This is a genomic window from Streptomyces sp. NPDC000941, from assembly GCF_053599555.1.
In genome coordinates, this window is sequence record NZ_JBSFMM010000012.1 from 58,076 (window position 1) to 82,667 (window position 24,592).

Genomic DNA, 24,592 nt, shown 5'->3' on the forward strand with positions numbered 1-24,592 from the left:
ACGCCCGCGCCGACGATCAGACGCCCCCACGACGCCCCGGTAACGACGAGAGGAGAGCGTCGCCATGCCGCCCACCGACTCCGGCACCAGCTCCAGCAGCGAGGACACCCTCGATATGCGGCCCTCTGAGGAACAGGCCGCACGCCTCATCGAGGAGCACCTTGCCGGTCCGGCTGCCCCCGATCGGCCGGACCTGCTCGACCAGGTCGCCCAGTGGGGGCCCGTCGGCACGGCGGTGGGCGCCTTCCAGCTCGTCCCCGTCCACCTCGAGCGCGATGTCGAGCTCATCGCCCGTTGGATGAACGACCCGGCTGTCTCCGCCTTCTGGGAGCTGTCCGGCCCGCATGAGGCCACCGCGCGGCACCTGTGCACCCAGCTCGACGGCGACGGCCGCAGTGTGCCCTGTCTGGGAGTCCTGGACGGTGTGCCGATGAGCTACTGGGAGGTGTACCGCGCCGACCTCGCTCCCCTCGCCCGGTACTACCCGGCCCGGCCGCAGGACACGGGTCTCCACCTGCTCATCGGCCGCGTACGCGATCGGGGCCGGGGTATCGGCACGGCTCTGCTGCGCGCCGTCGCCGATCTCGTCCTCGACCGGCGGCCCTCCTGCGGCCGCGTGGTCGCGGAACCCGATCTGCGGAACACCCCCTGCGTCGCCGCCTTCCTCGGCGCCGGCTTCCGGCTGTCCGCAGAGGTGGAACTGCCCGACAAACACGCGGCCCTCATACTGCGGGATCGCACCTTGCGCCACCTCCTGTGATCCACCGGCGCCACTTCACGCCTCTGACTTCGTGCCTCTGATCTCTAATACACCGCCCGACCCGTTCAGGTTCCGCGTCAGGAGTCCCGCCCGTGATGTCAGTGCTGCCGCGTAGGCTGACTCTCCTATGACTGCATCGTCCCCGCCTACCCTCGCCGACCTGCTGCATGCCGCCGTCACCGCCGTGGGCGGCACCGAGCGCCCTGGTCAGACCGCCATGGCCGAAGCCGTAGCCGAGGCGATCGACGAAAACGCGCATCTGCTCGCCCAGGCCGGCACCGGCACCGGAAAGTCCCTCGGCTATCTCGTGCCCGCCATCGCCCACGGAGAGCGTGTCGTCGTCGCGACGGCCACCCTCGCCCTGCAGCGCCAGCTCGTCGAGCGCGACCTGCCGCGCACCGTCGACGCCCTGCATCCGCTGCTGCGCCGCCGCCCCGAGTTCGCCATGCTCAAGGGCCGCTCCAACTACCTGTGCCTGCACCGCCTCCACGAGGGTGTGCCGCAGGAGGACGCCGAGGCGGGGGAGGTCGGGCTGTTCGACCCGTTCGAGGCGGCCGAGCCCACCAGCAAGCTGGGCAAGGACCTGCTGCGGATGCGCGACTGGGCCGATGAGACCGAGACGGGCGACCGTGACGATCTGACCCCCGGCGTCTCCGACCGCGCCTGGTCCCAGGTCTCCGTCTCCTCCCGGGAATGCCTCGGCGCGTCCAAGTGCACCTATGGCGCGGAATGCTTCGCCGAGGCTGCCCGCGAGCGGGCCAAGCTGGCCGAGATCGTGGTCACCAACCACGCCTTGCTGGCCATCGACGCCATCGAGGGCGCGCCCGTCCTGCCGAGCCATGAGGTGCTGATCGTCGACGAGGCCCATGAGCTCGTCTCCCGGGTCACCGGAGTCGCCAGCGGCGAGCTCACCCCGGGCCAGGTCAACCGCGCGGTGCGCCGCGCCGCCAAGCTCGTCAACGAGAAGGCGGCGGATGCACTGCAGACCGCCTCCGAGACCTTCGAGCGGCTGATGGAGCTCGCGCTGCCCGGCCGCCTCGAGGAGATTCCCGAAGACCTCGGCTATGCCCTGATGGCGCTCCGCGACGCGGCCCGTACGGTCATCTCGGCGCTCGGTGCCACGCGCGACGCGTCGGTCCAGGACGAGGACGCCGTGCGCAAGCAGGCTCTCGCCTCCGTGGAGAGCATCCACCAGGTGGCCGAGCGCATCGTGGACGGGTCCGAGTACGACGTCGTCTGGTACGAGCGGCACGACCGCTTCGGCGCCTCGCTGCGCGTCGCCCCGCTCTCGGTGTCGGGCCTGCTGCGCGAGAAGCTCTTCGAGGACCGTTCCGTGGTCCTCACCTCCGCCACCCTCAAGCTCGGCGGGGATTTCAACGGTGTGGCCGCCTCGCTCGGCCTCTTTCCCGAGGGCGTCCGGGACGCCAAGGGCGAGGAGGGCGCCGCGCCCCCGTGGAAGGGGCTCGACGTCGGTTCGCCCTTCGACTACTCCAAGCAGGGGATCCTTTACGTCGCCAAGCATCTCGCCCAGCCCGGTCGCGAGGGCAGCCGCTCGGACATGCTCGACGAGCTCGCCGAGCTGGTGGAGGCCGCGGGCGGCCGGACTCTCGGCCTCTTCTCCTCGATGCGCGCCGCTCAGGCGGCCGCGGAGGACCTGCGTGGCCGTCTGGACGTGCCCATCCTGCTCCAGGGCGAGGAGACGCTGGGCGAGCTGATCCGCACCTTCGCGGGCGACGCCCGTACGTGCCTGTTCGGCACGCTCTCGCTCTGGCAGGGCGTCGATGTCCCTGGTCCGAACTGCCAGCTGGTGGTGATGGACCGGGTGCCGTTCCCACGCCCAGACGACCCTCTGATGAGCGCTCGCCAGAAGGCCGTGGAGGATGCCGGCGGCAATGGCTTCATGGCGGTTGCGGCCACGCATGCCGCCCTGCTGATGGCGCAAGGGGCAGGTCGGCTGGTGCGCGCCTCCGGAGACCGTGGGGTCGTCGCCGTGCTCGACCCGCGGGTCGAGCGGGCCCGCTACGGCTCGTTCCTGCGCAAGTCCATGCCGGACTTCTGGTACACGACCGATCGCAATCAGGTGCGCCGCTCGCTGGCCGCCATCGACGCCGCGGCCAAGGCGGCTGACGCCTAGGCCGGGCCCAGGCCCTGCGTAGGGGCGCGGACACAACAGCGGCGTGGACACAGCAGGGCCCCGGAACCGGCGCAGAGGTTCCGGGGCCCGGTCGCTGGGCGCGGAGGGTCGGCGCGCCTGGACCTGCCGAGCTCGGACCGGCCGAGCTCAGTTCCGCCGAGCTCAGACCCGGCGCAGCACCGCGACCACCTTGCCCAGGATGGTCGCCTCGTCGCCCGGGATCGGCTGGTACGCGGCGTTGTGCGGGAGGAGCCACACATGGCCGTCCTCGCGCTTGAAGCGCTTGACCGTGGCCTCTCCGTCCAGCATGGCGGCGACGATGTCGCCGTTCTCCGCGACGGGCTGGCGGCGGACCGTCACCCAGTCGCCGTCGCAGATGGCGGCCTCGATCATGGAGTCGCCGACCACCTTCAGGACGAAGAGCTCACCGTCTCCGACCAGCTGCCGGGGGAGCGGGAAGACGTCCTCGACCGACTCCTCGGCGAGGATGGGGCCACCGGCCGCGATCCGGCCGACGAGGGGAACATACGAGGCGGCGGGCTTGCCGGTGGTGTCGGTGGGCTGGGCGCTGGGCTGGTCGGAGCCGCGCACCTCGTACGCCCGGGGCCGGTGCGGGTCGCGCCGCAGGAAGCCCTTGCGCTCCAGCGCCATGAGCTGATGGGCGACGGACGAGGTGCTGGAGAGGCCCACCGCCTGCCCGATCTCACGCATGGACGGCGGGTAGCCGCGGCGCTGCACAGAGTCGCGAATGACTTCGATGACTCGACGCTGCCGGTCGGTCAGCCCGGAGCTGTCCGCCCGGATTCCTGGAGGTCGGCCGGGTAGGGAGCGCGTGGGCTTCTGCCCCTCCGGGTTCGTGGCTGCGTCATTCATCGCGTGGCCCTGGTTCATCGCATGCGTGTGTTCGAGTCGGCTCTGGGAGCGCTCCTGGGTGGTGATGGTGGCGCTCTCTGTGGTGGTGGTCACGACGGCCCCTCTCGAGATGTTCTCCCTAGTAGGGCAACGGTAGTTGCTTTCGAAAGGTTGCGCCAAACACACGTTCGAGTGAAATTTCGCAGATGAGCTGACGTGATCACAGGATTGGGTGTATGGGGCGGTTGATTCGGTGGTCGGCTGGGGCGGCGTACCAGTGTGACACCCTCACCCCCGAGGCACGGGGACCGGTGGGCTTCGCGTAGTCTCGTGCCTGCTCGCGGGGCGGGACACGCCATTGTGGCGGGTGAGTGTCGAGCACCACATCTAGTGGTTTGATGGATGGTAGTCGCCCACAAGTTGTGGTCCCCGGTCATCCATGGCCGAGTACTTCGCCTATGCTTGTGGCTGCTTCGAAAGGTCCGTGAGGGCCGGTCGAAGCATGTCAGCCATGCGCCGTTCTTGAGGGTGAGGAGGGTACGGAGTCATGCACTGCCCCTTCTGTAGGCACCCCGACAGTCGAGTCGTCGACAGCCGGACCACAGACGACGGTTGTTCGATCCGCAGGCGCCGCCAGTGCCCCGACTGCTCGCGCCGCTTCACGACCGTGGAGACCGCGTCGCTGATGGTGATCAAGCGGAGTGGGGTCACCGAGCCCTTCAGTCGCGACAAGGTCATCTCCGGGGTGCGCAAGGCGTGCCAGGGTCGCCCAGTCACCGAGGACGCCCTCGCCAAGCTCGGCCAGCGGGTGGAGGAGGCCGTACGGGCCACCGGCAGCGCGGAGCTGTCCACCCATGACGTGGGGCTCGCCATACTCGGCCCGCTCCAGGAGCTCGACCTCGTCGCATACCTCCGCTTCGCCTCCGTCTACCGCGCCTTCGACTCCCTCGAAGACTTCGAGGCCGCGGTCACGGAGCTGCGCAGCCAGCAACAGCCTCCCGCGAACGACCGCGGGCCCGGCGCCGACGGGGCCGCGGAGGTCCCCGCGTCCGCCACCACCGCCGACTGAGTCACTGAGTCGCGGCGATCAAGGCTTGCCGGGGGCGAGATGCCTCCGGATGAACGACATACACCGTGCCATGGGAAGAAATAGGCACATCAGGGCGTTTTAGCCCGTACAGGGAGGCGGAATGACAGAGACGACGAGCGGCCCCGCGCGAGGCTCCCGCTCCAAGGGCAGCAAGGCGGCCAAGGGTCTGCGTATCGAGCGCATCCACACCACCCCCGGCGTGCATCCGTACGACGAGGTGGTCTGGGAGCGCCGTGACGTCGTCATGACCAACTGGCGCGACGGGTCGATCAACTTCGAACAGCGTGGCGTCGAGTTCCCCGACTTCTGGTCGGTGAACGCGGTCAACATCGTCACGAGCAAGTACTTCCGTGGCGCGGTCGGCTCTCCGGAGCGCGAGTCGAGCCTGCGGCAGCTCATCGACAGGGTGGTGCGCACCTACCGCCAGGCCGGCGAGGACAACGGCTACTTCGCCTCCCCGGCGGACGCCGAGATCTTCGACCACGAGCTCACCTACGCGCTGCTGCGCCAGGTCTTCAGCTTCAACTCGCCGGTGTGGTTCAACGTCGGAACCAAGCAGCCGCAGCAGGTCAGCGCCTGCTTCATCCTCTCCGTCGACGACTCCATGGAGTCGATCCTCGACTGGTACAAGGAAGAGGGGATGATCTTCAAGGGCGGCTCCGGAGCCGGCCTGAACCTCTCCCGTATCCGCTCCTCCAAGGAACTGCTCTCCTCCGGTGGCAACGCCTCCGGTCCGGTCTCGTTCATGCGCGGCGCCGACGCCTCCGCCGGAACGATCAAGTCCGGGGGCGCCACCCGCCGGGCCGCCAAGATGGTCGTCCTCGACGTCGACCACCCGGATGTCGAGGCCTTCATCGAGGCCAAGGTGAAGGAGGAGGAGAAGATCCGCGCCCTGCGCGACGCGGGCTTCGACATGGACCTGGGCGGCGAGGACATCACGTCCGTCCAGTACCAGAACGCCAACAACTCGGTCCGGGTGAACGACACGTTCATGAAGGCCGTGGAGTCCGGCTCGAAGTTCGGTCTGCGCGCCCGTATGAGCGGCGAGATCCTCGAAGAGGTCGACGCCAAGTCGCTCTTCCGCAAGATGGCCGAGGCCGCCTGGGCCTGCGCCGACCCGGGCATCCAGTACGACGACACGATCAACCACTGGCACACCTCGCCGGAGACGGGCCGGATCACCGCCTCCAACCCGTGCAGCGAGTACATGCACCTGGACAACTCCTCGTGCAACCTTGCCTCGCTCAACCTGATGAAGTTCCTCGACGACGATGACGCGGGCCACCAGCGCTTCGACGCCGAGCGCTTCGCCAAGGTCGTCGAGCTCGTCATCACCGCGATGGACATCTCCATCTGCTTCGCGGACTTCCCGACCCAGAAGATCGGCGAGACCACCCGCGCCTTCCGCCAGCTGGGCATCGGCTACGCCAACCTCGGCGCTCTGCTGATGGCCACCGGCCACGCCTACGACAGCGACGGCGGCCGGGCCCTGGCCGGGGCCATCACCTCGCTGATGACCGGCACGTCCTACCGGCGCTCCGCCGAGCTGGCCGCGGTCGTCAGCCCGTACGAGGGCTACGCCCGCAACGCCGACGCCCACAAGCGCGTCATGAAGCAGCACTCGGACGCCAACGGCGCGGCCAAGCGCATGGACGACCTGGACACGCCGGTGTGGGCCGCGGCGACCGAGGCCTGGCAGGACGTGATCCGCCTTGGTGAGAAGAACGGCTTCCGCAACGCCCAGGCGTCGGTGCTCGCGCCGACCGGCACCATCGGCCTGATGATGGACTGCGACACCACGGGCATCGAGCCGGACCTGGCCCTGGTCAAGTTCAAGAAGCTCGTCGGCGGCGGCTCGATGCAGATCGTGAACAACACGGTCCCGAAGGCGCTCAAGCGGCTCGGCTACCAGCCCGAGCAGGTCGAGGCGATCGTCGCCCACATCGCCGAGTACGGCAACGTCATCGACGCGCCGGGGCTCAAGTCCGAGCACTACGAGGTGTTCGACTGCGCCATGGGCGACCGCTCCATCTCGCCGATGGGCCATGTGCGGATGATGGCCGCCGCCCAGCCCTTCCTGTCGGGCGCGATCTCCAAGACGGTCAACATGCCGGAGTCGGCGACGGTCGAGGAGATCGAGGAGATCTACTTCGAGGGCTGGAAGCTGGGCCTGAAGGCTCTGGCGATCTACCGCGACAACTGCAAGGTCGGCCAGCCCCTCTCGGCCAAGAAGAAGGAAGAGAAGCCCGCCGAGCAGGCCGAGCCCGAGGCCGAGAAGGTCATCGAGTACCGCCCGGTCCGCAAGCGCCTCCCCAAGGGCCGTCCCGGCATCACGACCTCCTTCACGGTGGGCGGCGCCGAGGGCTACATGACGGCGAACTCCTACCCGGACGACGGCCTCGGTGAGGTCTTCCTGAAGATGTCCAAGCAGGGCTCGACCCTCGCGGGCATGATGGACGCCTTCTCGATCGCCGTCTCGGTCGGCCTGCAGTACGGCGTGCCGCTGGAGACCTACGTCTCGAAGTTCACCAACATGCGCTTCGAGCCGGCCGGCATGACGGACGACCCGGACGTGCGGATGGCGCAGTCGATCGTCGACTACATCTTCCGCCGGCTGGCGCTGGACTTCCTGCCCTTCGAGACCCGGTCGGCGCTCGGCATCCACTCCGCGGAGGAGCGTCAGCGCCACCTGGAGACCGGTTCGTACGAGCAGTCCATCGACGACGCCGAGGTGGATGTCGAGGGCCTGGCACAGTCGGCCCCGCGCCATGTGGACGCCCCGCCGGCCGCCACCTCCAAGCCGCGGGCCGTCGCCCCGGCGCCCAAGCAGGCCCACAGCTCCACCGAGCTGGCCGAGATCCAGTTCGGGCTGAACGCCGACGCGCCGCTGTGCTTCTCCTGCGGCACGAAGATGCGCCGGGCGGGCAGCTGCTACCTGTGCGAGGGCTGCGGCTCGACCAGCGGCTGCAGCTGATCACCGGCCCCTCGCGGGCGAACCGCTGAGGCGGGGTGCGGGCCCTCGGCCCGCACCCCGCCTTTGTCGCTGCGTCTGGGTGCTGCCTTTGCCGCTCCGGGGCATGCGCCTGGTCGCTCTGAGGGGTGTGCGCCAGGCGTACGGCCGAGCGGATCCTCGAACGTGCTGCCGCCGGGCGACCCCCATGCGTAGCCGGACTCCTTCAGTCCGTGATGCGGGCCACCTTCGGGGCCGTACGATGGCGCGGTGCTGGTCAAGTGGATTCGCTGCACCGTGGTGGACCGCCGCGGTTTCGAGCGGGGGCAGCGGAAGTGGGCGGGGTTGCTCGGCGAACCGGGTTTCCGGGGGCAGGGCGGCGGCTGGAGCCGGGGGCGGCCGGATGTGGCGCATATCTTCGCGTTCTGGGAGAGCAGAGCGTTCTACGACTCCTTCATGGCGCGTTCCCACGACCGGTTGGCGGCCGCACAGTCGGGCACATACCGGGACATGCAGGTGCGGCTGTTCGAGCACCGCTTCGATGTGAAGGTGGGCTTCCAGCCGCGGTTCACGGATGCGGACGTGGTGCGGGTGGCGCACTGCCGGGTCCACCCGGACCGGGTGGAGCACTTCACGCTGGTGCAGGAGAAGGTGTGGAATCCGGCGATGGCCGGGTCGCCGGGGATGGTGCGCGGGGTGTTCGGGGAGGCTCCCGGCGGTGAGTTCCTGGTGCTGTCGATGTGGAATTCGGCCGCCGAGCACGGCAAGTACCGCGTGGAGCGGGTGGAACGGCTCGCCCTGCGCGCGCAGACCGAGGCGGACGTGGCGGCGATCGCGGGCGATGTCGTGGGGGTCGAGTCCTCCTGGACGGTGTGAGCCGGGGCCGGTGGCCTAGGGTGGCCGCATGGCACGACCCCGGCGCATCGTTCTCGTACGGCACGGCGAATCGGAGGGGAACGTTGACGACACGGTGTACGAGCGGGTGCCCGACCACGCCCTGAGTCTGACGGAGACCGGGCGGCGGCAGTCCGTTGAGGTGGGGGAGCGGTTGCGCGCGATCTTCGCCGACGAGCGGCTCTCGGTCTATGTCTCGCCGTATCGACGCACCCACCAGACCCTGGAACTGCTCGGCCTCGACCCGTCGCGCACCCGGGTCAGGGAGGAGCCGCGGCTGCGCGAACAGGACTGGGGAAACTGGCAGGACCGGGAGGACGTCCGTAAACAGAAGGCCTACCGGGACGCCTATGGGCACTTCTTCTACCGCTTCGCGCAGGGCGAGTCGGGCGCCGACGTCTACGACCGGGTGGACGCCTTTCTGGAGAGCCTGTGGCGCAGCTTCGAGGACCCCGCCCATCCGCCGAACGTCCTGCTGGTGACCCATGGGCTGACCATGCGGCTGTTCTTCATGCGGTGGCTGCACTGGACCGTCGCGGAGTTCGAGTCGCTGTCCAACCCGGGCAACGGTGAGACACGGGCCCTGGTGCTCGGCCCCGACGGGCGCTACCACCTCGACCGGCCCTTCGAGCGCTGGTGCGCTCCCGAGCCCTATGGCCTTACCAGTTGGAGTGCGCGCTGATGACCGGAGACCGATTCCAGCGGGCCCTGCGGAGCCTGCGCGGGCTGGCCGTGGGTGATGCCCTCGGCTCCCAGTTCTTTGTGCCTGTCAACTATCCGCTGCTGGGGCGGCGCGAGCTGCCGTCCGGGGCCTGGCAGTGGACCGATGACACCGAGATGGCGGGCTCGGTGCTGGCCGTTCTGGTCACCCATGGCCGTATCGACCAGGACGCGCTCGCCCATTCCTTCGCCGAGCACCATGATTTCGACCGCGGCTACGGGCCCGCGGTGAACCGGATGCTCAGGCTGATCAGAGAGGGCGGCGACTGGCGGGAGCTGGCCGCGGGCCTGTTCCAGGGGCAGGGTTCATGGGGCAACGGAGCCGCGATGCGGATCGCGCCGCTGGGCGCCTGGTACGCGGGCGACCCGGAGCAGGCCACGCACCAGGCGGAGATCTCCGCGTACACCACGCACCAGCACCGGGAAGCCGTGGCGGGGGCGATGGCGGTGGCCGCGGCGGCGTCGCTGGCCGCCGATCCGGCGGGCGTCGGCGGGCCGGGCGCTCTGCTGGACCGGGTGATCTCGCTCGTCCCGCGCAGCGCCGTCCAGGCGGGGCTGCGTCGCGCCCGTGACATGCTCGACTACGCGGACGCGGGCACCGTCGCGGCGGTGCTCGGCTGTGGCCGCCGCACCAGCGCGCACGACACCGTGCCGTTCGCCCTGTGGTCGGCGGCCCGGCACCTCGGCGCGTTCGAGGAGGCGTTCTGGACGACCGCCCAGGTGGGTGGGGACGTGGACACCAACTGCGCGATCGTCGGGGGCGTGATCGCGGCCGCGGCGGCCGGTGCGCCGCCGGGCGAGTGGCAGGACCGCACCGAGCCGCTTCCGGGCTGGGTCCCGGCCGCGGACTGACGCGCACGGACACTCACTGACCTGCGCCGACGCGGGAGCGGCACGCAGTGCCCCCGGCGCCCGGCCCGCGCCGTCGAACCGCCCACGGGCGCTGTCGCGTTGAGTGGGGGCGGTCCACAAGGGCCGGTCGCGGGCCGCCAGGCATAACCCGGTGCACGAGCGGTGCCCGGGCGGCGTAATCTGGTCCTCGCCATGGTCTACGAACCGCCCACTCACCGCGTCGAGCGCTCGCTCCGCGCCACCACAGGAGCCAAGATCGTCGTCGGGATCGACGAGGTCGGGCGCGGGGCCTGGGCCGGTCCGGTGACGGTCTGCGCGGCGGTCACCGGGCTGCGGCGACCGCCGGCCGGGCTCACCGACTCCAAGCTGCTGAGCCCCAAGAAGCGCACGGCGCTCGCCCAGGAGTTGGAGACGTGGGTCACCTCATACGCCCTTGGCCATGCCTCCCCCGAGGAGATCGACGCCCTGGGGATGACGGCGGCCCTCCGGCTCGCCGCCACCCGCGCGCTCGACGGACTGCCCGTGCGCCCCGACGCGGTGATACTCGACGGGAAGCACGACTATCTGGGCGAGTCCTGGAAGGTCCGTACGGTCATCAAGGGCGATCAGTCCTGCGTGGCCGTCGCCGCGGCCTCGGTGATCGCCAAGGTCCGGCGGGATACGCTGATGGCCGAACTGGGAGCCGCCCACGCGGACTTCCGCTTCGGCGACAACGCGGGGTATCCGTCGCCCGCGCACCGCGCCGCTCTGACGGAGCTGGGTCCCACCCCCTACCACCGGCTGTCCTGGGCATATCTGGACGGATTGCCCCGCTGGCGGCACCTCAAGCGGGTCCGCAGCGTTCCCGGACCAGCCGATGCGGAGGATTCCGGTCAACTCGGCTTCGACTTCTGAACGGTTTATTTCCACCCACCCGCCGATGCGACTCGCACCGACGTTTGATAGACATCAGCCCATGCCTCTCATCCCCGAGGAGCCTCAGATTCACGAGAGTGTCCCGGGTCCTCGCGCGACACCGGCCGCAGGCCGCACCGCGCCGACCCCTCGTCCCGTCCCTGGCCCCGGCCCCCGGCCCGCCCCACGGCGGCCCGGCAGTCCCGGCCCCAACCGCGGCTCCGCCGCGACCCCCTCGGCCCCGGCCCAGCGCACCGCTGGTGACGTGGCCAAGCCCGGTCCGCCCGCCGGTGCGGCCAAGCCCGCGCCGCCCGTCTCTTCCGCGAAGCCTGCCGGTCCGCAGCTCCAGTTGATCCCCGCCTCGCCGGAGGGGGCCCTGGACGCGGCGGACGAGGCCGTCGACCTGCTGCTGGACTCCGGCCGGGCGCCCGCCGAAATCCTGGTGCTGACCACTGGGGAACAGCATCCGTGGGCGGCGCATGAGCTCTCCTTCGGCGAGGCGTCCTACTGGGCGCAGCAGGACGCCGGTGACGACGTCTTCTACGCTGCCATCGCTGCCCGCCGCGTCACGGCCCGCCCGGTCGTGGTCGTCGCGGTCAACGGGGGAGCCGACGACGCCGTCGCCCGCGCACTGCCCGAGGCGATGCGTCGGGCCGGAACGCTGCTGATCGTCTGCGGCGACTCCGAGCGGATCAACCCCCTCATGCCCGCGGGCGTCTGATCGCGCCTCGCGGGTGCGCGGCCGCTCACACGGCCGCGGAGCGGCGCAGCGCCTCGCGCGCTTCACCGTGCGGGTGCGGTACCGCCGCCGTGACGCTGTCGGCGGTGGTGGTACCGAAGCCGAGGCCGCTGTGGCGGGAGGCGGAGTGCGGCCGACGGCCGCCCCGCCCTTCGCCCAGCACCTGCCAGCCCGCCCGGGTCAGCGTGATGTAGGCGCCGCAGCGCAGTCCGTGTAGGGTGCAGGCATCGCGCAGGCCCCACATCCAGGCGCCGTCCTCCTCCGTCCACTGGCTCTCGCCGTCCCGGCAGTAGAGCAGCACGGCGGTACGGACCGGTGTACGGCGCCGCAGATCGTGCGGGATGACCCGGCGCAACTGGGCCAGGAGCGCGTTTCGGAACTCCCAGCCGTCGGCCGCCCAGGAGCGGCGCCGGGTGAACGAGGCACTGGCCGCCAGCCGCTCCTCCGGATCGAGGACCGCGACCACGGCCGTCGAGGGTGTGGGCAGATGGCGGCTGTGCAGGCCGGTGACGACCTCACGCGGATTGCGCAGCAGCGGAATGCCGGCAGCGGCCCACTCTGCGGGCTCGAGCATCCGGCCAAGCCCGGAAACGTGATCGGTGGCCGGCGACGGAGCGAAGCCGAAGGTCACGGTCCTCCCTTCGTCTGCGCGCCCACGGTCCGTGCGAAGGTCGGGCATGGGCGCACGCCACGACACGGCTCCGGCGCACCACAGGTGGCCCGGAAGCGGGGAACTGCTTCAATTCTTGCGGTCGTGCCGGCGCGCGGCAACGAGCAATTGGCACACCTGACCGGTTTGGGTCGGTCCGCCGTCAATATTCCGCGAGCCGCCCTCACCTGCGGCGGCGGTCATCCCTGTACTGCGAGGACCAGCGGAAAGACCGCCTCAGCCCCGGCCCGGCGGAGCAGCCGGGCGGCCACCGCCAGCGTCCAGCCGGTGTCCGCCAGGTCGTCGACGAGGAGCACCGGCCCCGGGGTCTGCCCGAGCGCCTCGGCCAGCGCGGGCGGCACCGTCAGCGCGCCGTGCAGCGCCCGCAGTCGCTGGGCGCTGTTGGTGCGCGGCACCCGGGTGTCGGTCTCGGAGTCGAGGTAGGAGACCGAACCGAGCAGGGGCATCCGGCCGACGGAGGCGATCCGCTCGCCCAGCGTCTGGATCAGCCGCGGCCGGGTGTGCGAGGCCACCGTGACCACGCCGACCGGCCGGGCCGGAGCGTCCGGCGCACCCGACGCCCAGCCGCCGGGCCCCTTGGCCCAGTCGGCGAGCACCGTCACCACGGCGTCGGCCACATCGTCCGGAACCGGCTCGTCCGGGTTGTGCGGGGCGAGCAGCGGTCGCAGCCGGTTTCCCCAGCCGATATCGGAGAGGCGGCCGAGCGCCCGCCCGGGGGCGGCCTGCTCACCCGCCGGGATCCGGCCCTTGAGCTCGACGCCGACCGCGGGCAGTCCGGTCGGCCACATACGGCGCGGCTCCACCTCGACGCCGGGGCGCCCCAACTCGCCACGCGCCGCCTCCAGCGACGGCGCGGACACCTCGGCGGTGAACCGGGCCCCGGCACAGTTGTCGCAGCGCCCGCACGGCGCCGCCGCCTCGTCGTCCAGCTGCCGCCGCAGGAACTCCATCCGGCAGCCGGGCGCCGAGGCGTAGTCCCGCATCGCCTGCTGCTCGGACTCCCGCTGCCGCGCCACCCATGCGTAGCGCTCCGCGTCGTACGCCCAGGGCTGCCCCGTCGCGGTCCAGCCGCCGCGCACCCGATGGACCGCGCCGTCCACGTCGAGCACCTTGAGCATGATCTCCAGGCGCGAGCGGCGCAGGTCGACCTGCGGCTCGAGCGCGGGCAGGGACACCGGCCGGTCCGCCGCCGCCAGCACATCGAGCGTGCGGCGCACCTGCTCCTCGGAGGGGAAGGCGAGCGAGGCGAAATAGCGCCAGATGGCCTCGTCCTCACGGCCCGGCAGCAGCAGCACCTCGGCGTGCTCCACGCCGCGCCCGGCCCGCCCGACCTGCTGGTAGTAGGCGATGGGGGAGGAGGGCGAGCCCAGATGGACCACAAAGCCCAGATCCGGCTTGTCGAAGCCCATGCCCAGCGCGGAGGTGGCCACCAGGGCCTTGACCCGGTTTCCCAGCAGGTCCTCCTCGGCCTGCTGACGGTCGGCGTTCTCCGTCTTGCCGGTGTAGGAGGCGACGGTATGGCCGCGCTGCCGCAGGAACGCGGTCACCTCCTCGGCCGCGGCGACCGTGAGGGTGTAAATGATCCCCGAGCCCGGGAGCTCGGGGAGGTGGTCGGCGAGCCAGGCCAGCCGGTGTGCCGCGTCCGGCAGCCGCAGCACACCCAGGCTCAGACTCTCCCGGTCCAGCGGCCCGCGCAGCACCAGCGCCCGCGAGCTGTCCGCGCCGGAGCCATCCGCCGACGGCCCGCCCGTGCCCAGCTGGTCGGCGACGTCCGCGGTCACCCGGGCGTTGGCAGTCGCGGTCGTGGCCAGCACGGGCACGCCCGGCGGCAGGTCGGCGAGCATGGTGCGCAGCCTGCGGTAGTCGGGGCGGAAGTCATGGCCCCAGTCGGAGATGCAGTGTGCCTCGTCGACGACCAGCAGGCCGGTGGCCGCGGCGAGCTTGGGCAGCACCTGGTCCCGGAAGTCGGGATTGTTCAGCCGCTCGGGGCTGACGAGCAGCACATCCACCTCACCGGCGGCCACCTCGGCCTGGATGGTGTCCCACTCCTCGGTGTTGGCGGAATTGATCGTGCGCGCGCGGATACCGGCCCGCGCGGCGGCCTCGACCTGGTTGCGCATCAGCGCCAGCAGCGGGGAGACGATCACCGTCGGGCCGCTGCCGCGCTCGCGCAGCAGGGAGGTGGCGACGAAATACACCGCGGACTTGCCCCATCCCGTGCGCTGCACGACCAGCGCCCGGCGGCGGTGGGAGACCAGCGCCTCGATCGCCCGCCACTGATCCTCCCGCAGGCGGGCGGAGCCGGAGGGATCCCCGACGAGGCGGGCCAGGACGCGGTCGGCCGCGATGCGCAGGTCTTCGTCGCTCATGCCCCCATGCAACCCGATCCCACCGTCATCGCGCGAACCAGACCCCAAGCCTGTGGATAACGTTATCCACAGGCCTGGCGGGCCGGGCCCGGCTGGGAGACCGTCGGGTCATGACTCGACACAACGAAGCGGCCGGCCTGTCCGGCGACGACCAGATCACGCTCCGCAGCCCGGCCGAGCTCGCCGACGCTCTGCCCTACGTCCTCGGGTTCCACCCGGACGACAGCATCGTGATGATCGCACTGCACGGGCCGCGCGGCCGCTTCGGCGGTCGCCTCAGGCTGGGCATTCCCCGGACGAGCGAGGAGTGGCCGGAGGTCTGCGACCAGCTCGCCGACTGCCTGGTGACGGGCAGTGAGCGGCGGGCGGGCCGGCCCGACGGGACGGTGCTGTTCCTGTGCCAGGAGCCGGCCGAGGGCGAGTCGGGGCAGGACGTGATGGAGCGCCTGCGGCCGCTCGCCCAGCGGCTGCGCACCGCGTGTGGCGGGCTGGAGGTGCCGGTCTTCGAAGCGCTGTGCATCTCCGACGGCCGGTTCTGGTCGTATGTCTGCCCCGACCGGCGCTGCTGCCCGCCGGAAGGCGTCCCGCTCACCCTGTCCGGCACCTCCGTGATGGCGGCTGCGGCGACCTATGCGGGCATCCATGTGCGCGGGTCGCTGCGCGAGATGGAGGCCAGGCTCGCGCCGCTCGCCCCGCCCCGGGCCGAGGAGCAGGAGCGGGCGCTGGACGCGGCGGGCAGTGAGCTCGTGCCGAGGATCCTGGGCGGCTCGGACTGCGCGACGGTGCGCGAGGAGACGCTGGTCCTCGTCGGCGGCATGCTGACCCGGCTCCGCGCCGCGCCGCCGATCGCCGACCCGGTCGCGGCCGACGTCCGCGACGACGGGCTGATCGGCGACGAGGAGGCGGCCGCGGTCATCATCGGGCTGCAGGACCGGCTGGCGCGCGACCGGGCCGCGCAGTGGATGGAAGGGCCGGAGGCGGAAGCGGCGCTGCGGCTGTGGCGTGCCCTCGCCCGCCGCTGCGTCGGCTCGTACGGGGAGCACGCCGCGGCACCGCTCACCCTCGCCGGCTGGGTCGCCTGGTCGCTCGGGGACGAGCCGGCGGCGCGCGTCTCGCTCGGCCGCGCGCTGTGCGTCGACCCCCACTACCTGTTCGCCAGGCTGCTGCACCAGGCGTGCAACGAAGGGCTCGATCCGGAGCTGCTGCGCCGCTCGCTGCGCCAGGAGCGCGTCGACAGGGCCCTGCAGACCGCGGTGCGCGGGGAGTTGGAGCGCCTTGGCGCTGCTGCGGCCACGGCGTCCGACGGAGTGTCCGGCGGATCGTCCGGGTCCGGTGGGACCGGGCGGCCGCGCGGCGTCCGCGCCAAGAGCCCGGGTGCGCAGGCGGCCAGGACGCGTCCGGCGGGGCGGATGCGGGTGCGGCGCAGGCCCGGCCAGCGAGGGGACCGCAGTCGCCACTGAGCCGCGGCGGAGCCGCCGTGGCGGGAGCGCTTCCATCAACATCGACGATCATTCTGAAGGGACTGATTATCGTCAGGAAGACGACTATGATCGCCATATGCCCTACGATCCAGCGGCCTTCCCGCCGTTCGCCGTCACCGTGGATCTGGTCGTACTGACGGTCCGGCGGCACGCGCTGTGCGCGCTGGCCGTCCGCCGTGGCGAGCCGCCCTTCCAGGGGCGCTGGGCTCTGCCGGGCGGTTTCGTGCGGGCCGATGAGGACCTGACCGCGGCGGCCGCCAGGGAACTGGCCGAGGAGACCGGGCTGCTCGCCCACGACCCCGCGGTCCCGGCCCCTCCCAACGCCGCCCATCTCGAACAACTCGCCACCTACGGAGACCCCAAGCGCGACCCCAGGATGCGGGTGGTGAGCGTCGCCCACCTCGCCCTCGCACCGGACCTCCCCGCGCCCCGGCCTGGCGGCGATGCACACAGTGTGCGCTGGGCGCCGGTCGAGTCCCTGCTCGACCAGGACGGGACCTTCGGCCGCGACGCGGAGCTGGCAGCCCCGCTCGCCTTCGACCACGCCCGCATCCTCGCGGACGGCGTGGAGCGCGCCCGCTCCAAGATCGAGTACTCCTCACTGGCCACCGCCTTCTGCCCTCAGGAGTTCACGGTCGGCGAGCTGCGCAGGGTGTACGAGGCGGTGTGGGGGGTGGCGCTGGACCCGCGCAACTTCCATCGAAAGGTCACCGGGACGCCCGGATTCCTGGTGCCCACGGGTGGAACGACGACCCGTCAGGGTGGCCGTCCCGCACAGCTGTTCCGGGCCGGGGGTGCGACGCTGCTCAACCCGCCCATGCTTCGTCCCGAGGTGTGACGGCCCATGACACGACGACTCGACAGGGGGTGTAGGTGCCGACGAAACAGGACATAGCGGGTTACCGTGCTCCGGTACGTCACCAGTCCCCACGTGCCACGAGCGGTTCCACGCCCCGCGGGAGAAGCCATGATCCAGGCCACCGGGCTGACCAGCACCCCCCGCCGTAACCATCGGCCTGCCGTCGACGATCTCAGCTTCGAGGCTCCACCGGGCCGCGTGACCGCCTTGTTCGGCGCCCCCGGCGCGGGCAAGACCAGCGCGCTGAGGCTTCTGCTCCAGCTCGACCGGGGCCATGGCGCCGCCTTCTTCCGGGGCCGCCCGCTCCACCGCATCCGGCGCCCGGCCCGGGAGATCGGGGTCCTTCTGGACGATGTCCCCGGCCATCCCGGCCGCACCGCACGTGGCCACCTCAGGATGCTCGGAGCCGCCGTCGGGGTGCCCGCAGCCCGCGCGGACGTGGTGCTGGACGTGGTCGGCCTCACAGAGCTGGCCGATGAGCGCATCGGCGACCTGGCGGCCGGCATGGAGCGTCGCCTCGGCCTCGCCACGGCTCTCCTGGGAGACCCGCACACCCTCGTCCTCGACGCCCCCACGCGCGGTCTGTCCGCCCGCGAGACCGTCTGGATGCACGGTCTGCTGCGGCAGTTCGCCGGGCAGGGCGGCGCTGTCCTCGTCACCGACCAGGACCCGGAGAGCGTCACCCGCCTCGCCGATCAGGTCCTCACCCTGGACGGCGGCCGGCTGATCGCGGACCAGCCGGTCGACGAGTTCGCGCGCACCCGGCTGCGCCCTCGCGTCGCCGTGCTCTCGCCGCTGGCCGGGCGGCTGGCCGCCGTGCTGGAAGAGGAGGCGCGTGCCGCCCAGCCGCCCGCGCCGCGCGAAGCCGGGGACGAGGGTGAGGCCAAGGGGCGTGCCGACGGGGCGGAGGACGGTACCAAGGCCGAGGCGGAGGCCGAAGCGGTCAGAGTAGAGGTCAAGACGGCCGCCGGGGCGGGGGCCATGAACGGGGCGATCGAGATCGGTGCCCTGGCTGTCAACGGGACGGCGGAGGCCGCCGTGGGGGCCGCTGACGGAGCGGCTGGTGGAGTGGCCGGCGGAGCGGAGGGCAAGGAGGAAGGTGCGGCTGGGGGCAAGGCCGAGCCCGACGGCCGGAGCGGGCAACCGAGCGTTGCCGTGCCCACGCCCGCTGCCCCGCCCGGAGATGCCTTGGGGTCTGCACACGCTGCCGTGCCGGCGGACGCCTCGGGGTCTGCGCACGTCGCCGTGGCTGGGGACGCCTCAGGGTCTACGGACGCTGTCGTGCCCGGGGATGCCTCGGGGCCCGCGGATGTTGCGAGGCCTGTCGACGCCTCCGTGCCACCTGATGTCGCCGTGCCCGCGGACGCAGCCGTGCCTGCGGACTCCGTGGCTGCGGATGTCGTGGCTGCGGACGTCGCCGTGCCCGCGGATGTCGCCGTGCCTGCGGACGGCGTGCCCTCGGTCGGGCGTCGGCTTTCGGTGGTGCGGGAGGACGAGACGCGCATCTCCGTCTACGGGCTGCCCTGCGCCGCCGTCGGCGAGGCCGCGTACCGCCATGGCATCGTCGTGCACCGGCTGGTCGAGGAGACCGCCGACATGGGCCTGGAGGCCACGCGCGGCGACAGTGCCGCCCGCGGTCCCCGGGTCACCCCGCCCCGTGTGCTCCCGCGGCTGCCGCTGCCCGGCCCGGCCTGGCCGCTGCGCTACGAGCTGCGCCGCGCCACCGGTGTGCGTACCGGTTGGCTGATCGCCGTCGTGGCCCTGGTGACCTCGCTCGTCGGTTCCGTACTGCTCGCCCGGGCGGGCGGCGCGGGGGAGCTGCACCGGATCACGGGCTGGCCCGCCGACGTTCCACTGCCACCCGTGGCGATCGCTTCCGGGCTCCTGGGCGCGTTGTCCTTCGGGGAGGAATTCCGCTATCCCGCCCTGGCCCCGGCCCGGGACACCGTGCCACGCCGGCTGAGTCTGCTGACCGCCAAGTTCCTGGTGTGCGCGGTTGGGGCGCTGCTGCTTTCCTTCGCCATCCTCGCCCTGGACGGAGCGGCGCTGCTCATGCTGGTCGGTGGTAACGCGGTGCCGCTGCCGGGCGACTGGCCGATGCTGATCGCGAGCGTGTGCGCTCTCGCGATCGGCTCCGGCTGGGCCGGGCTGATGGCGGCGGCCGTCTTCCGATCCACCGCGCTCGGCCTGGCCACGCTGCTGGCGGTGCCCGTTATGGCGGTGCCGGTCGTCGAGCGGCTGATGGCCGAGCCTTCGGTGCGCTCGCTCGTCGGGCTGCCGCACCGGTTGCGCGCGGAGGCACTGGACCAGCCGCACACCATGGTGGACCGGGCCCTGGTGCTCGCCCTGCGGCTGGCGTCCCAGCCCGTGGGGCAGGCTCTGCTGCTGTCGCTGGTCGTCCTGCTGTGCGCGTATGCCCTCACCGGCCTGCGCGGCCGGGCGCGGCAGTAATGCCGGGCCGATACCGCGTCGGCACCGCGCCGATCACCTACGAGGAATCAGGGGAATCAACGGGGCGGCACCCGGGATCCGTGCCGGGATCCGTGTCCGAAACCGTGCCCGAGGGCGAGCCCCGGAGCCGCGGCTCTCGGCGCGCCGGGGGAGTCCACCCGGCGTAGCGCCGGCGCAGCCCACGCGGCGGTGGACCAGGTCGGAAGGGGTTCCGTAGGCCCATCGCGTGAAGTGGTCGCAACTCCCCGAAGGCTGCTGCTTTCTGTCCGATTCGGCGTCAATTATGAGGTAATGGGCGATCACCCTTTCGTGTGCTTTTCACCAAAGACCTCAAGGCGTTCCGGGGCGTCGCCGACAAAGGATGCGTGAGTACCCTTGCGCACACCACGATGACCGCGGCTCGCCCCGCCGATTCCGGCCTCGCCGGCCCGGGCGAGCTTGACCGCTACCCCTACGCCGACGCCCCTCGCGGCGACCGCGGCGGCGCCCCCTCCTGGGACGGCGCCGACGCCGAGATCGGCCGAGTCGGCCGACGCGCGGCCGGCAGCCGGGGCCGCGGGCTGCACGGCCAACTCGTCCAGCAGCTGGGCCAGATGATCGTCTCCGGCGATCTCGGGGCCGACCGTCCGCTCGTCCCCGAGGAGATCGGCCAGCGCTTCGAGGTCTCCCGCACCGTCGTGCGGGAATCGCTGCGCGTCCTGGAGGCCAAGGGCCTGGTCAGCGCCCGCCCCAATGTGGGCACCCGGGTTCGCCCCGTCAGCGACTGGAACCTCCTGGACCCCGACATCATCGAGTGGCGGGCCTTCGGGCCGCAGCGCGACAACCAGCGCCGCGAGCTGTGCGAGCTGCGCTGGACCATCGAGCCGCTCGCCGCCCGTCTCGCCGCCGGCGCCGGTCGTGAGGACGTGCAGCAGCGGCTCGCCGACATGGCCGAGATCATGGGCCATGCGCTGGGGCAGGGCGACGCCCTGACCTTCTCGCGCGCCGACGCCGAGTTCCACGCCCTGCTGCTGCAGGTCGCGGGCAACCGCATGCTGGAGCACCTGGCGGGCATCGTCGCCGCCGCGCTGCACGTCTCCGGCGCCCCGGTCACCGGCTGCGACCGGCTCACCGAGGCCGGGGTGGGCCACCACCGCCGGATCGTCGAGGCCATCGGCTCCGGCGACGCCGCGGCGGCGGAGGCCGCGATGCGCCAGCTGCTGATCGTTCACCCCGATCTCGACCACGCCGAGGTGGGGGTGCCCGCGCCGCGCGAGCACTGACCCCGCGGGCCGCGGCATACGGCGTAGGAGAGCGGCGTCGCCGGAACCCGCCCGGCGGGTTCGGCGGCGCGACGCGGCAAGGCGAAGAGGCAAGGCAAAGCCGCGAGGCAAAGTGGCGAGGCGGCACCCCGGAGTGACGCGGCGGGGTGACGCCGCGGCGCAACGCCAATTTCCGCGGATGCGGTGGCGCGGGAGCGGCGCATGATCAACTAAAGCCGATCCGTCCGGTCGATCTGTCCACTGAGTGGGCATTGTGACCGTTATGGGGTGTGACTCGGGACACGAGGAATGGGCGTAACGCTCTTTGGGGCAGCGCGATGATTAAAGAGGTGGCAGCCGCAGAGGGAATACGGGCGTCGTTCGCGACGCTGTACTCCACCCGCAGCACTCCGCCCGCGCCGTCGGTTCATCCTGCCGGCGGTCGTCGGCTCCAGTCCCCAGCGGACGGGGCCGGAAGCCGTTTCCATCGTTCCGAGAGGTTGTTCGTGTCGGCCAGCACATCCCGTACGCTCCCGCCGGAGATCGCCGAATCCGAGTCTGTCATGGCGCTCATCGAGCGGGGAAAGGCTGAGGGGCAGATCGCCGGCGATGACGTGCGTCGGGCCTTCGAGGCTGACCAGATTCCGCCAACCCAGTGGAAGAACGTTCTGCGCAGCCTCAACCAGGTCCTCGACGAGGAGGGTGTGACGCTGATGGTCAGTGCCGCAGAGGCGCCCAAGCGCACCCGCAAGAGCGTCGCAGCGAAGAGTCCGGCAAAGCGCACCGCCACCAAGACCGTCACGGCCAAGACGGTCCCCGCGAAGAAGACCCCTGCCGCCGCTCCGACCGCCTCGGCGGCCGAGGCAGGAGAGGGCGTGGCCGGAGAGGCCGCGGCGGCGCCCGCGAAGAAGGCCGTGGCCAAGAAGGCCGCCGCCAAGAAGACGGTGGCGAAGAAGACCGCCGCCAAGAAGACGGTGGCGAAGAAGACCGCCGCCAAGAAGGACTCGGACGAGATCCTCGAGGGTGAGGACGTCATCGAGGACGCTCCCGGCGGCAAGCCCGGAGCCGAGGGTGGCGAGGGCGAGCCCGAGAACCAGGGATTCGTGCTCTCCGACGAGGACGAGGACGACGCCCCGGCGCAGCAGGTCGCCGCGGCGGGCGCGACCGCCGACCCGGTCAAGGACTACCTGAAGCAGATCGGCAAGGTCCCGCTCCTCAACGCCGAGCAGGAGGTCGAGCTCGCCAAGCGCATCGAGGCCGGCCTGTTCGCCGAGGACAAGCTCGCCAACTCCGACAAGCTCGCGCCCAAGCTCAAGCGCGAACTGGAGATCATCGCCGAGGACGGCCGCCGGGCCAAGAACCACCTCCTGGAGGCCAACCTCCGACTGGTGGTCTCCCTGGCCAAGCGCTACACCGGCCGCGGCATGCTCTTCCTGGACCTGATTCAGGAAGGCAACCTGGGTCTGATCCGCGCCGTCGAGAAGTTCGACTACACCAAGGGCTACAAGTTCTCCACGTACGCCACCTGGTGGATCCGTCAGGCGATCACTCGAGCGATGGCCGACCAGGCCCGCACCATCCGTATCCCGGTGCACATGGTCGAGGTCATCAACAAGCTCGCGCGGGTGCAGCGCCAGATGCTCCAGGACCTGGGCCGCGAGCCCACCCCGGAGGAGCTGGCCAAGGAGCTCGACATGACCCCTGAGAAGGTCATCGAGGTCCAGAAGTACGGCCGCGAGCCGATCTCCCTCCACACCCCGCTCGGTGAGGACGGCGACAGCGAGTTCGGTGACCTGATCGAGGACTCCGAGGCGGTCGTTCCGGCCGACGCGGTGAGCTTCACGCTGCTGCAGGAGCAGCTGCACTCCGTCCTCGACACGCTCAGCGAGCGCGAGGCGGGCGTGGTCTCCATGCGCTTCGGCCTGACCGACGGCCAGCCGAAGACGCTCGACGAGATCGGCAAGGTCTACGGGGTGACGCGCGAGCGCATCCGGCAGATCGAGTCGAAGACGATGTCGAAGCTGCGCCACCCGTCCCGGTCCCAGGTTCTGCGGGACTACCTGGACTGACGGACACCGGTCCGCACGGACCGGATAGCAGCGCGAAGGCCGGGCCCTCCCAAGGGCCCGGCCTTCGCGCTGTTTGTGCTCACCCCCGTTCGGCCCCTCCCAGGATGCGGAGTGGCGAAGACGGGGTGACGCTGGGTGTGCGACGCGCTCCGTACGGTCAGGAGGCTGAATGCGTAGGTCGCTGTCCGCCCTGTTCGCTCCTCTCGCGGCCCCGCTGGTCACCGCCCTGGCCATGCTGGCGATCCTGCCTCCCCCGGCGACGGCAGACCGCACGGTGGTCGGCGGCCACCCGGCTCATACGGAATTGGCGCCCTGGGCGGTGGCGCTGGCGAGCCGTGAGCGGTTCGGCGGAGCACGCTCGGGCCAGTTCTGCGGCGGTGTGGTGGTGGGCCCCACCACGGTGCTCACGGCCGCGCACTGTCTGAGCCGCGAGGTGCTGGGCGTGGATTGGTGGGAGGTCGGGGACCTGCGCGTGATCATCGGCCGGGACGATCTGCGTGGCAGCGGAGGGGTGGAGATGGCTCCGCTCCGGGCCTGGGTCAATCCGGCATACGAGCAGGTCGGCCGGTCCGGGGACGTCGCCGTGCTCACCCTCGCCCAGCGACTGCCCCGGGTCTACGGCATCGCCATGGCGGCCGACGGAGATCTGGCCTATCAGCCGGGGGCACGGGCTGCGGTGTATGGGTGGGGTGATACACGGGGCAACGGCAGCTACGCCTCGACGCTGCGGGCCAGCCGTGTGCGGGTGCTGCCGGACGAGGCATGTGAGACGGCCTATCCGGGGAATGCGGAGGGGGAGTACCGCTCGGAGTCCATGATGTGTGCCGGGCTGCCGGACGGGGGCCGGGATGCCTGCCAGGGGGACAGTGGCGGACCGCTGGTCGCCCGCGGGAAGCTCGTGGGCCTGGTGTCCTGGGGGAGCGGCTGCGCGGAGGCCGGCCGGCCGGGCGTCTATACGCGGATCTCGTCGGTGCTGTCGCTGGCGGCCGCGGCCGAGGCGGACCGGGAGACCGCAACCGAGGCGGATGTGGAGACCGGGGTCGAGGCGGACCAGGTGGCCGCGTCTGAGGTGCGCCAGGCGACCGCCTCTGGGGCGGACTGGGCGGCCGCGTCCGATGTGGAGTGAGGGGGCGGGGTCATGCGGAATGAGGGCGAGCACGAGGACGGGCGGCCTCCCCTTGTGGGGACGGCCGCCCGAGGTCCCGGCCCTGGGCCGGTGTCGCTCGTCGTCGTCGGATGATGCGAGATGTCAGCGTTCGTCGTCGGACGCGGACGCGGACGCCGGGCTGGCTGTGAGCCGCTCGGTCTCGTCCTGTATCTCTGCGGCGATCTTCTTGAGTTCCGGCTCGAACTTGCGACCGTGGTGGGCGCAGAAGAGCAGTTCGCCGCCGCTCACCAGGACGACGCGCAGGTACGCCTGGGCGCCGCAGCGGTCGCAGCGGTCAGCGGCCGTCAGGTGGCTCGCGGGGGTCAGAACAGTAGTCACGTCGCCTCTTCTCTAGCTCGACGAGCTGTCGTACCAGGGTCAACATCCAACCAAGCCGAAAACGTTCCCGCTCGTGGCTTT

General features: G+C 71.5%; 19 protein-coding genes. 15 read left to right on the forward strand and 4 right to left on the reverse strand.

Features of this window, described 5'->3' with window-relative positions; all coding sequences use genetic code 11:
* The first annotated feature begins 64 nt into the window (after window positions 1-64).
* Both ACWDSL_RS07095 and ACWDSL_RS07100 read left to right on the forward strand, forming a co-directional pair.
* Window positions 65-760 (forward strand): GNAT family N-acetyltransferase, encoded by a 696-nt coding sequence (locus ACWDSL_RS07095; RefSeq protein ID WP_450482535.1) that lies wholly within the window; start codon window positions 65-67, stop codon window positions 758-760.
* 127 nt (window positions 761-887) lie between these two features.
* On the forward strand, window positions 888-2,894 hold the full coding sequence (locus ACWDSL_RS07100) for an ATP-dependent DNA helicase (RefSeq protein WP_450482537.1): 2,007 nt from the start codon (window positions 888-890) through the stop codon (window positions 2,892-2,894).
* Window positions 2,895-3,056: 162 nt separating this feature from the next.
* On the opposite strand, the gene lexA is transcribed toward ACWDSL_RS07100, so the two are convergent.
* The gene (lexA, locus tag ACWDSL_RS07105; protein WP_450482539.1) at window positions 3,057-3,860 is read right to left on the reverse strand and encodes a transcriptional repressor LexA; all 804 of its coding nucleotides are present in this window, start codon (window positions 3,858-3,860) and stop codon (window positions 3,057-3,059) included.
* A gap of 433 nt (window positions 3,861-4,293) precedes the next feature.
* Here lexA and nrdR point away from each other — a divergent pair, with 433 nt between their 5' ends.
* From nrdR to ACWDSL_RS07140, 7 genes are all read left to right on the forward strand, one after another.
* The gene (gene nrdR / locus ACWDSL_RS07110; protein WP_089508545.1) at window positions 4,294-4,815 is read left to right on the forward strand and encodes a transcriptional regulator NrdR; all 522 of its coding nucleotides are present in this window, start codon (window positions 4,294-4,296) and stop codon (window positions 4,813-4,815) included.
* A 121-nt stretch (window positions 4,816-4,936) separates the two neighbouring features.
* Entirely contained in the window at window positions 4,937-7,810 is a 2,874-nt protein-coding gene (locus tag ACWDSL_RS07115; protein WP_450482541.1) for a vitamin B12-dependent ribonucleotide reductase, read from the forward strand.
* A 246-nt stretch (window positions 7,811-8,056) separates the two neighbouring features.
* Window positions 8,057-8,662 carry a YdbC family protein gene (locus tag ACWDSL_RS07120; protein WP_450482543.1) on the forward strand — a complete coding sequence of 202 codons (606 nt, stop codon included), beginning with the start codon at window positions 8,057-8,059 and terminating at the stop codon, window positions 8,660-8,662.
* A 28-nt stretch (window positions 8,663-8,690) separates the two neighbouring features.
* Window positions 8,691-9,362 carry a histidine phosphatase family protein gene (locus tag ACWDSL_RS07125; protein ID WP_089508548.1) on the forward strand — a complete coding sequence of 224 codons (672 nt, stop codon included), beginning with the start codon at window positions 8,691-8,693 and terminating at the stop codon, window positions 9,360-9,362.
* Window positions 9,362-10,252: an ADP-ribosylglycohydrolase family protein gene (locus ACWDSL_RS07130; protein ID WP_450482546.1), complete on the forward strand. Its 891-nt coding sequence runs from the start codon at window positions 9,362-9,364 to the stop codon at window positions 10,250-10,252. Before ACWDSL_RS07125 ends, ACWDSL_RS07130 begins: the two co-directional genes overlap by 1 nt.
* Window positions 10,253-10,444: 192 nt before the next feature.
* Entirely contained in the window at window positions 10,445-11,146 is a 702-nt protein-coding gene (locus ACWDSL_RS07135) for a ribonuclease HII (protein ID WP_450482582.1), read from the forward strand.
* A 61-nt stretch (window positions 11,147-11,207) separates the two neighbouring features.
* Window positions 11,208-11,867 carry a hypothetical protein gene (locus tag ACWDSL_RS07140; protein ID WP_450482548.1) on the forward strand — a complete coding sequence of 220 codons (660 nt, stop codon included), beginning with the start codon at window positions 11,208-11,210 and terminating at the stop codon, window positions 11,865-11,867.
* Between the two features lie 25 nt (window positions 11,868-11,892).
* Here the strand turns inward: ACWDSL_RS07140 and ACWDSL_RS07145 are convergent, their stop codons facing one another.
* Entirely contained in the window at window positions 11,893-12,516 is a 624-nt protein-coding gene (locus ACWDSL_RS07145; protein ID WP_089508552.1) for a hypothetical protein, read from the reverse strand.
* Between the two features lie 218 nt (window positions 12,517-12,734).
* Window positions 12,735-14,924: a DEAD/DEAH box helicase gene (locus ACWDSL_RS07150; protein WP_450482550.1), complete on the reverse strand. Its 2,190-nt coding sequence runs from the start codon at window positions 14,922-14,924 to the stop codon at window positions 12,735-12,737.
* 110 nt (window positions 14,925-15,034) lie between these two features.
* Here ACWDSL_RS07150 and ACWDSL_RS07155 point away from each other — a divergent pair, with 110 nt between their 5' ends.
* The 6 genes from ACWDSL_RS07155 (at window position 15,035) to ACWDSL_RS07180 (ending at window position 24,151) form a co-directional block, all read left to right on the forward strand.
* Window positions 15,035-16,384, forward strand: coding sequence for a DUF4192 domain-containing protein (locus ACWDSL_RS07155; RefSeq protein ID WP_450482552.1), 1,350 nt, complete (start codon window positions 15,035-15,037; stop codon window positions 16,382-16,384).
* Between the two features lie 97 nt (window positions 16,385-16,481).
* Window positions 16,482-17,243 (forward strand): NUDIX hydrolase, encoded by a 762-nt coding sequence (locus ACWDSL_RS07160; RefSeq protein WP_089508555.1) that lies wholly within the window; start codon window positions 16,482-16,484, stop codon window positions 17,241-17,243.
* Between the two features lie 129 nt (window positions 17,244-17,372).
* Window positions 17,373-19,715, forward strand: coding sequence for an ATP-binding cassette domain-containing protein (locus tag ACWDSL_RS07165; protein WP_450482554.1), 2,343 nt, complete (start codon window positions 17,373-17,375; stop codon window positions 19,713-19,715).
* A gap of 311 nt (window positions 19,716-20,026) precedes the next feature.
* Window positions 20,027-20,977 carry a FadR/GntR family transcriptional regulator gene (locus tag ACWDSL_RS07170; protein WP_450482556.1) on the forward strand — a complete coding sequence of 317 codons (951 nt, stop codon included), beginning with the start codon at window positions 20,027-20,029 and terminating at the stop codon, window positions 20,975-20,977.
* Window positions 20,978-21,456: 479 nt separating this feature from the next.
* Window positions 21,457-23,025 carry an RNA polymerase sigma factor gene (locus ACWDSL_RS07175; RefSeq protein ID WP_450482558.1) on the forward strand — a complete coding sequence of 523 codons (1,569 nt, stop codon included), beginning with the start codon at window positions 21,457-21,459 and terminating at the stop codon, window positions 23,023-23,025.
* Window positions 23,026-23,194: 169 nt separating this feature from the next.
* Entirely contained in the window at window positions 23,195-24,151 is a 957-nt protein-coding gene (locus tag ACWDSL_RS07180; RefSeq protein ID WP_450482560.1) for a serine protease, read from the forward strand.
* A 123-nt stretch (window positions 24,152-24,274) separates the two neighbouring features.
* Here the strand turns inward: ACWDSL_RS07180 and ACWDSL_RS07185 are convergent, their stop codons facing one another.
* Window positions 24,275-24,511 carry a DUF7455 domain-containing protein gene (locus tag ACWDSL_RS07185; protein ID WP_450482561.1) on the reverse strand — a complete coding sequence of 79 codons (237 nt, stop codon included), beginning with the start codon at window positions 24,509-24,511 and terminating at the stop codon, window positions 24,275-24,277.
* Window positions 24,512-24,592: the final 81 nt, after the last annotated feature.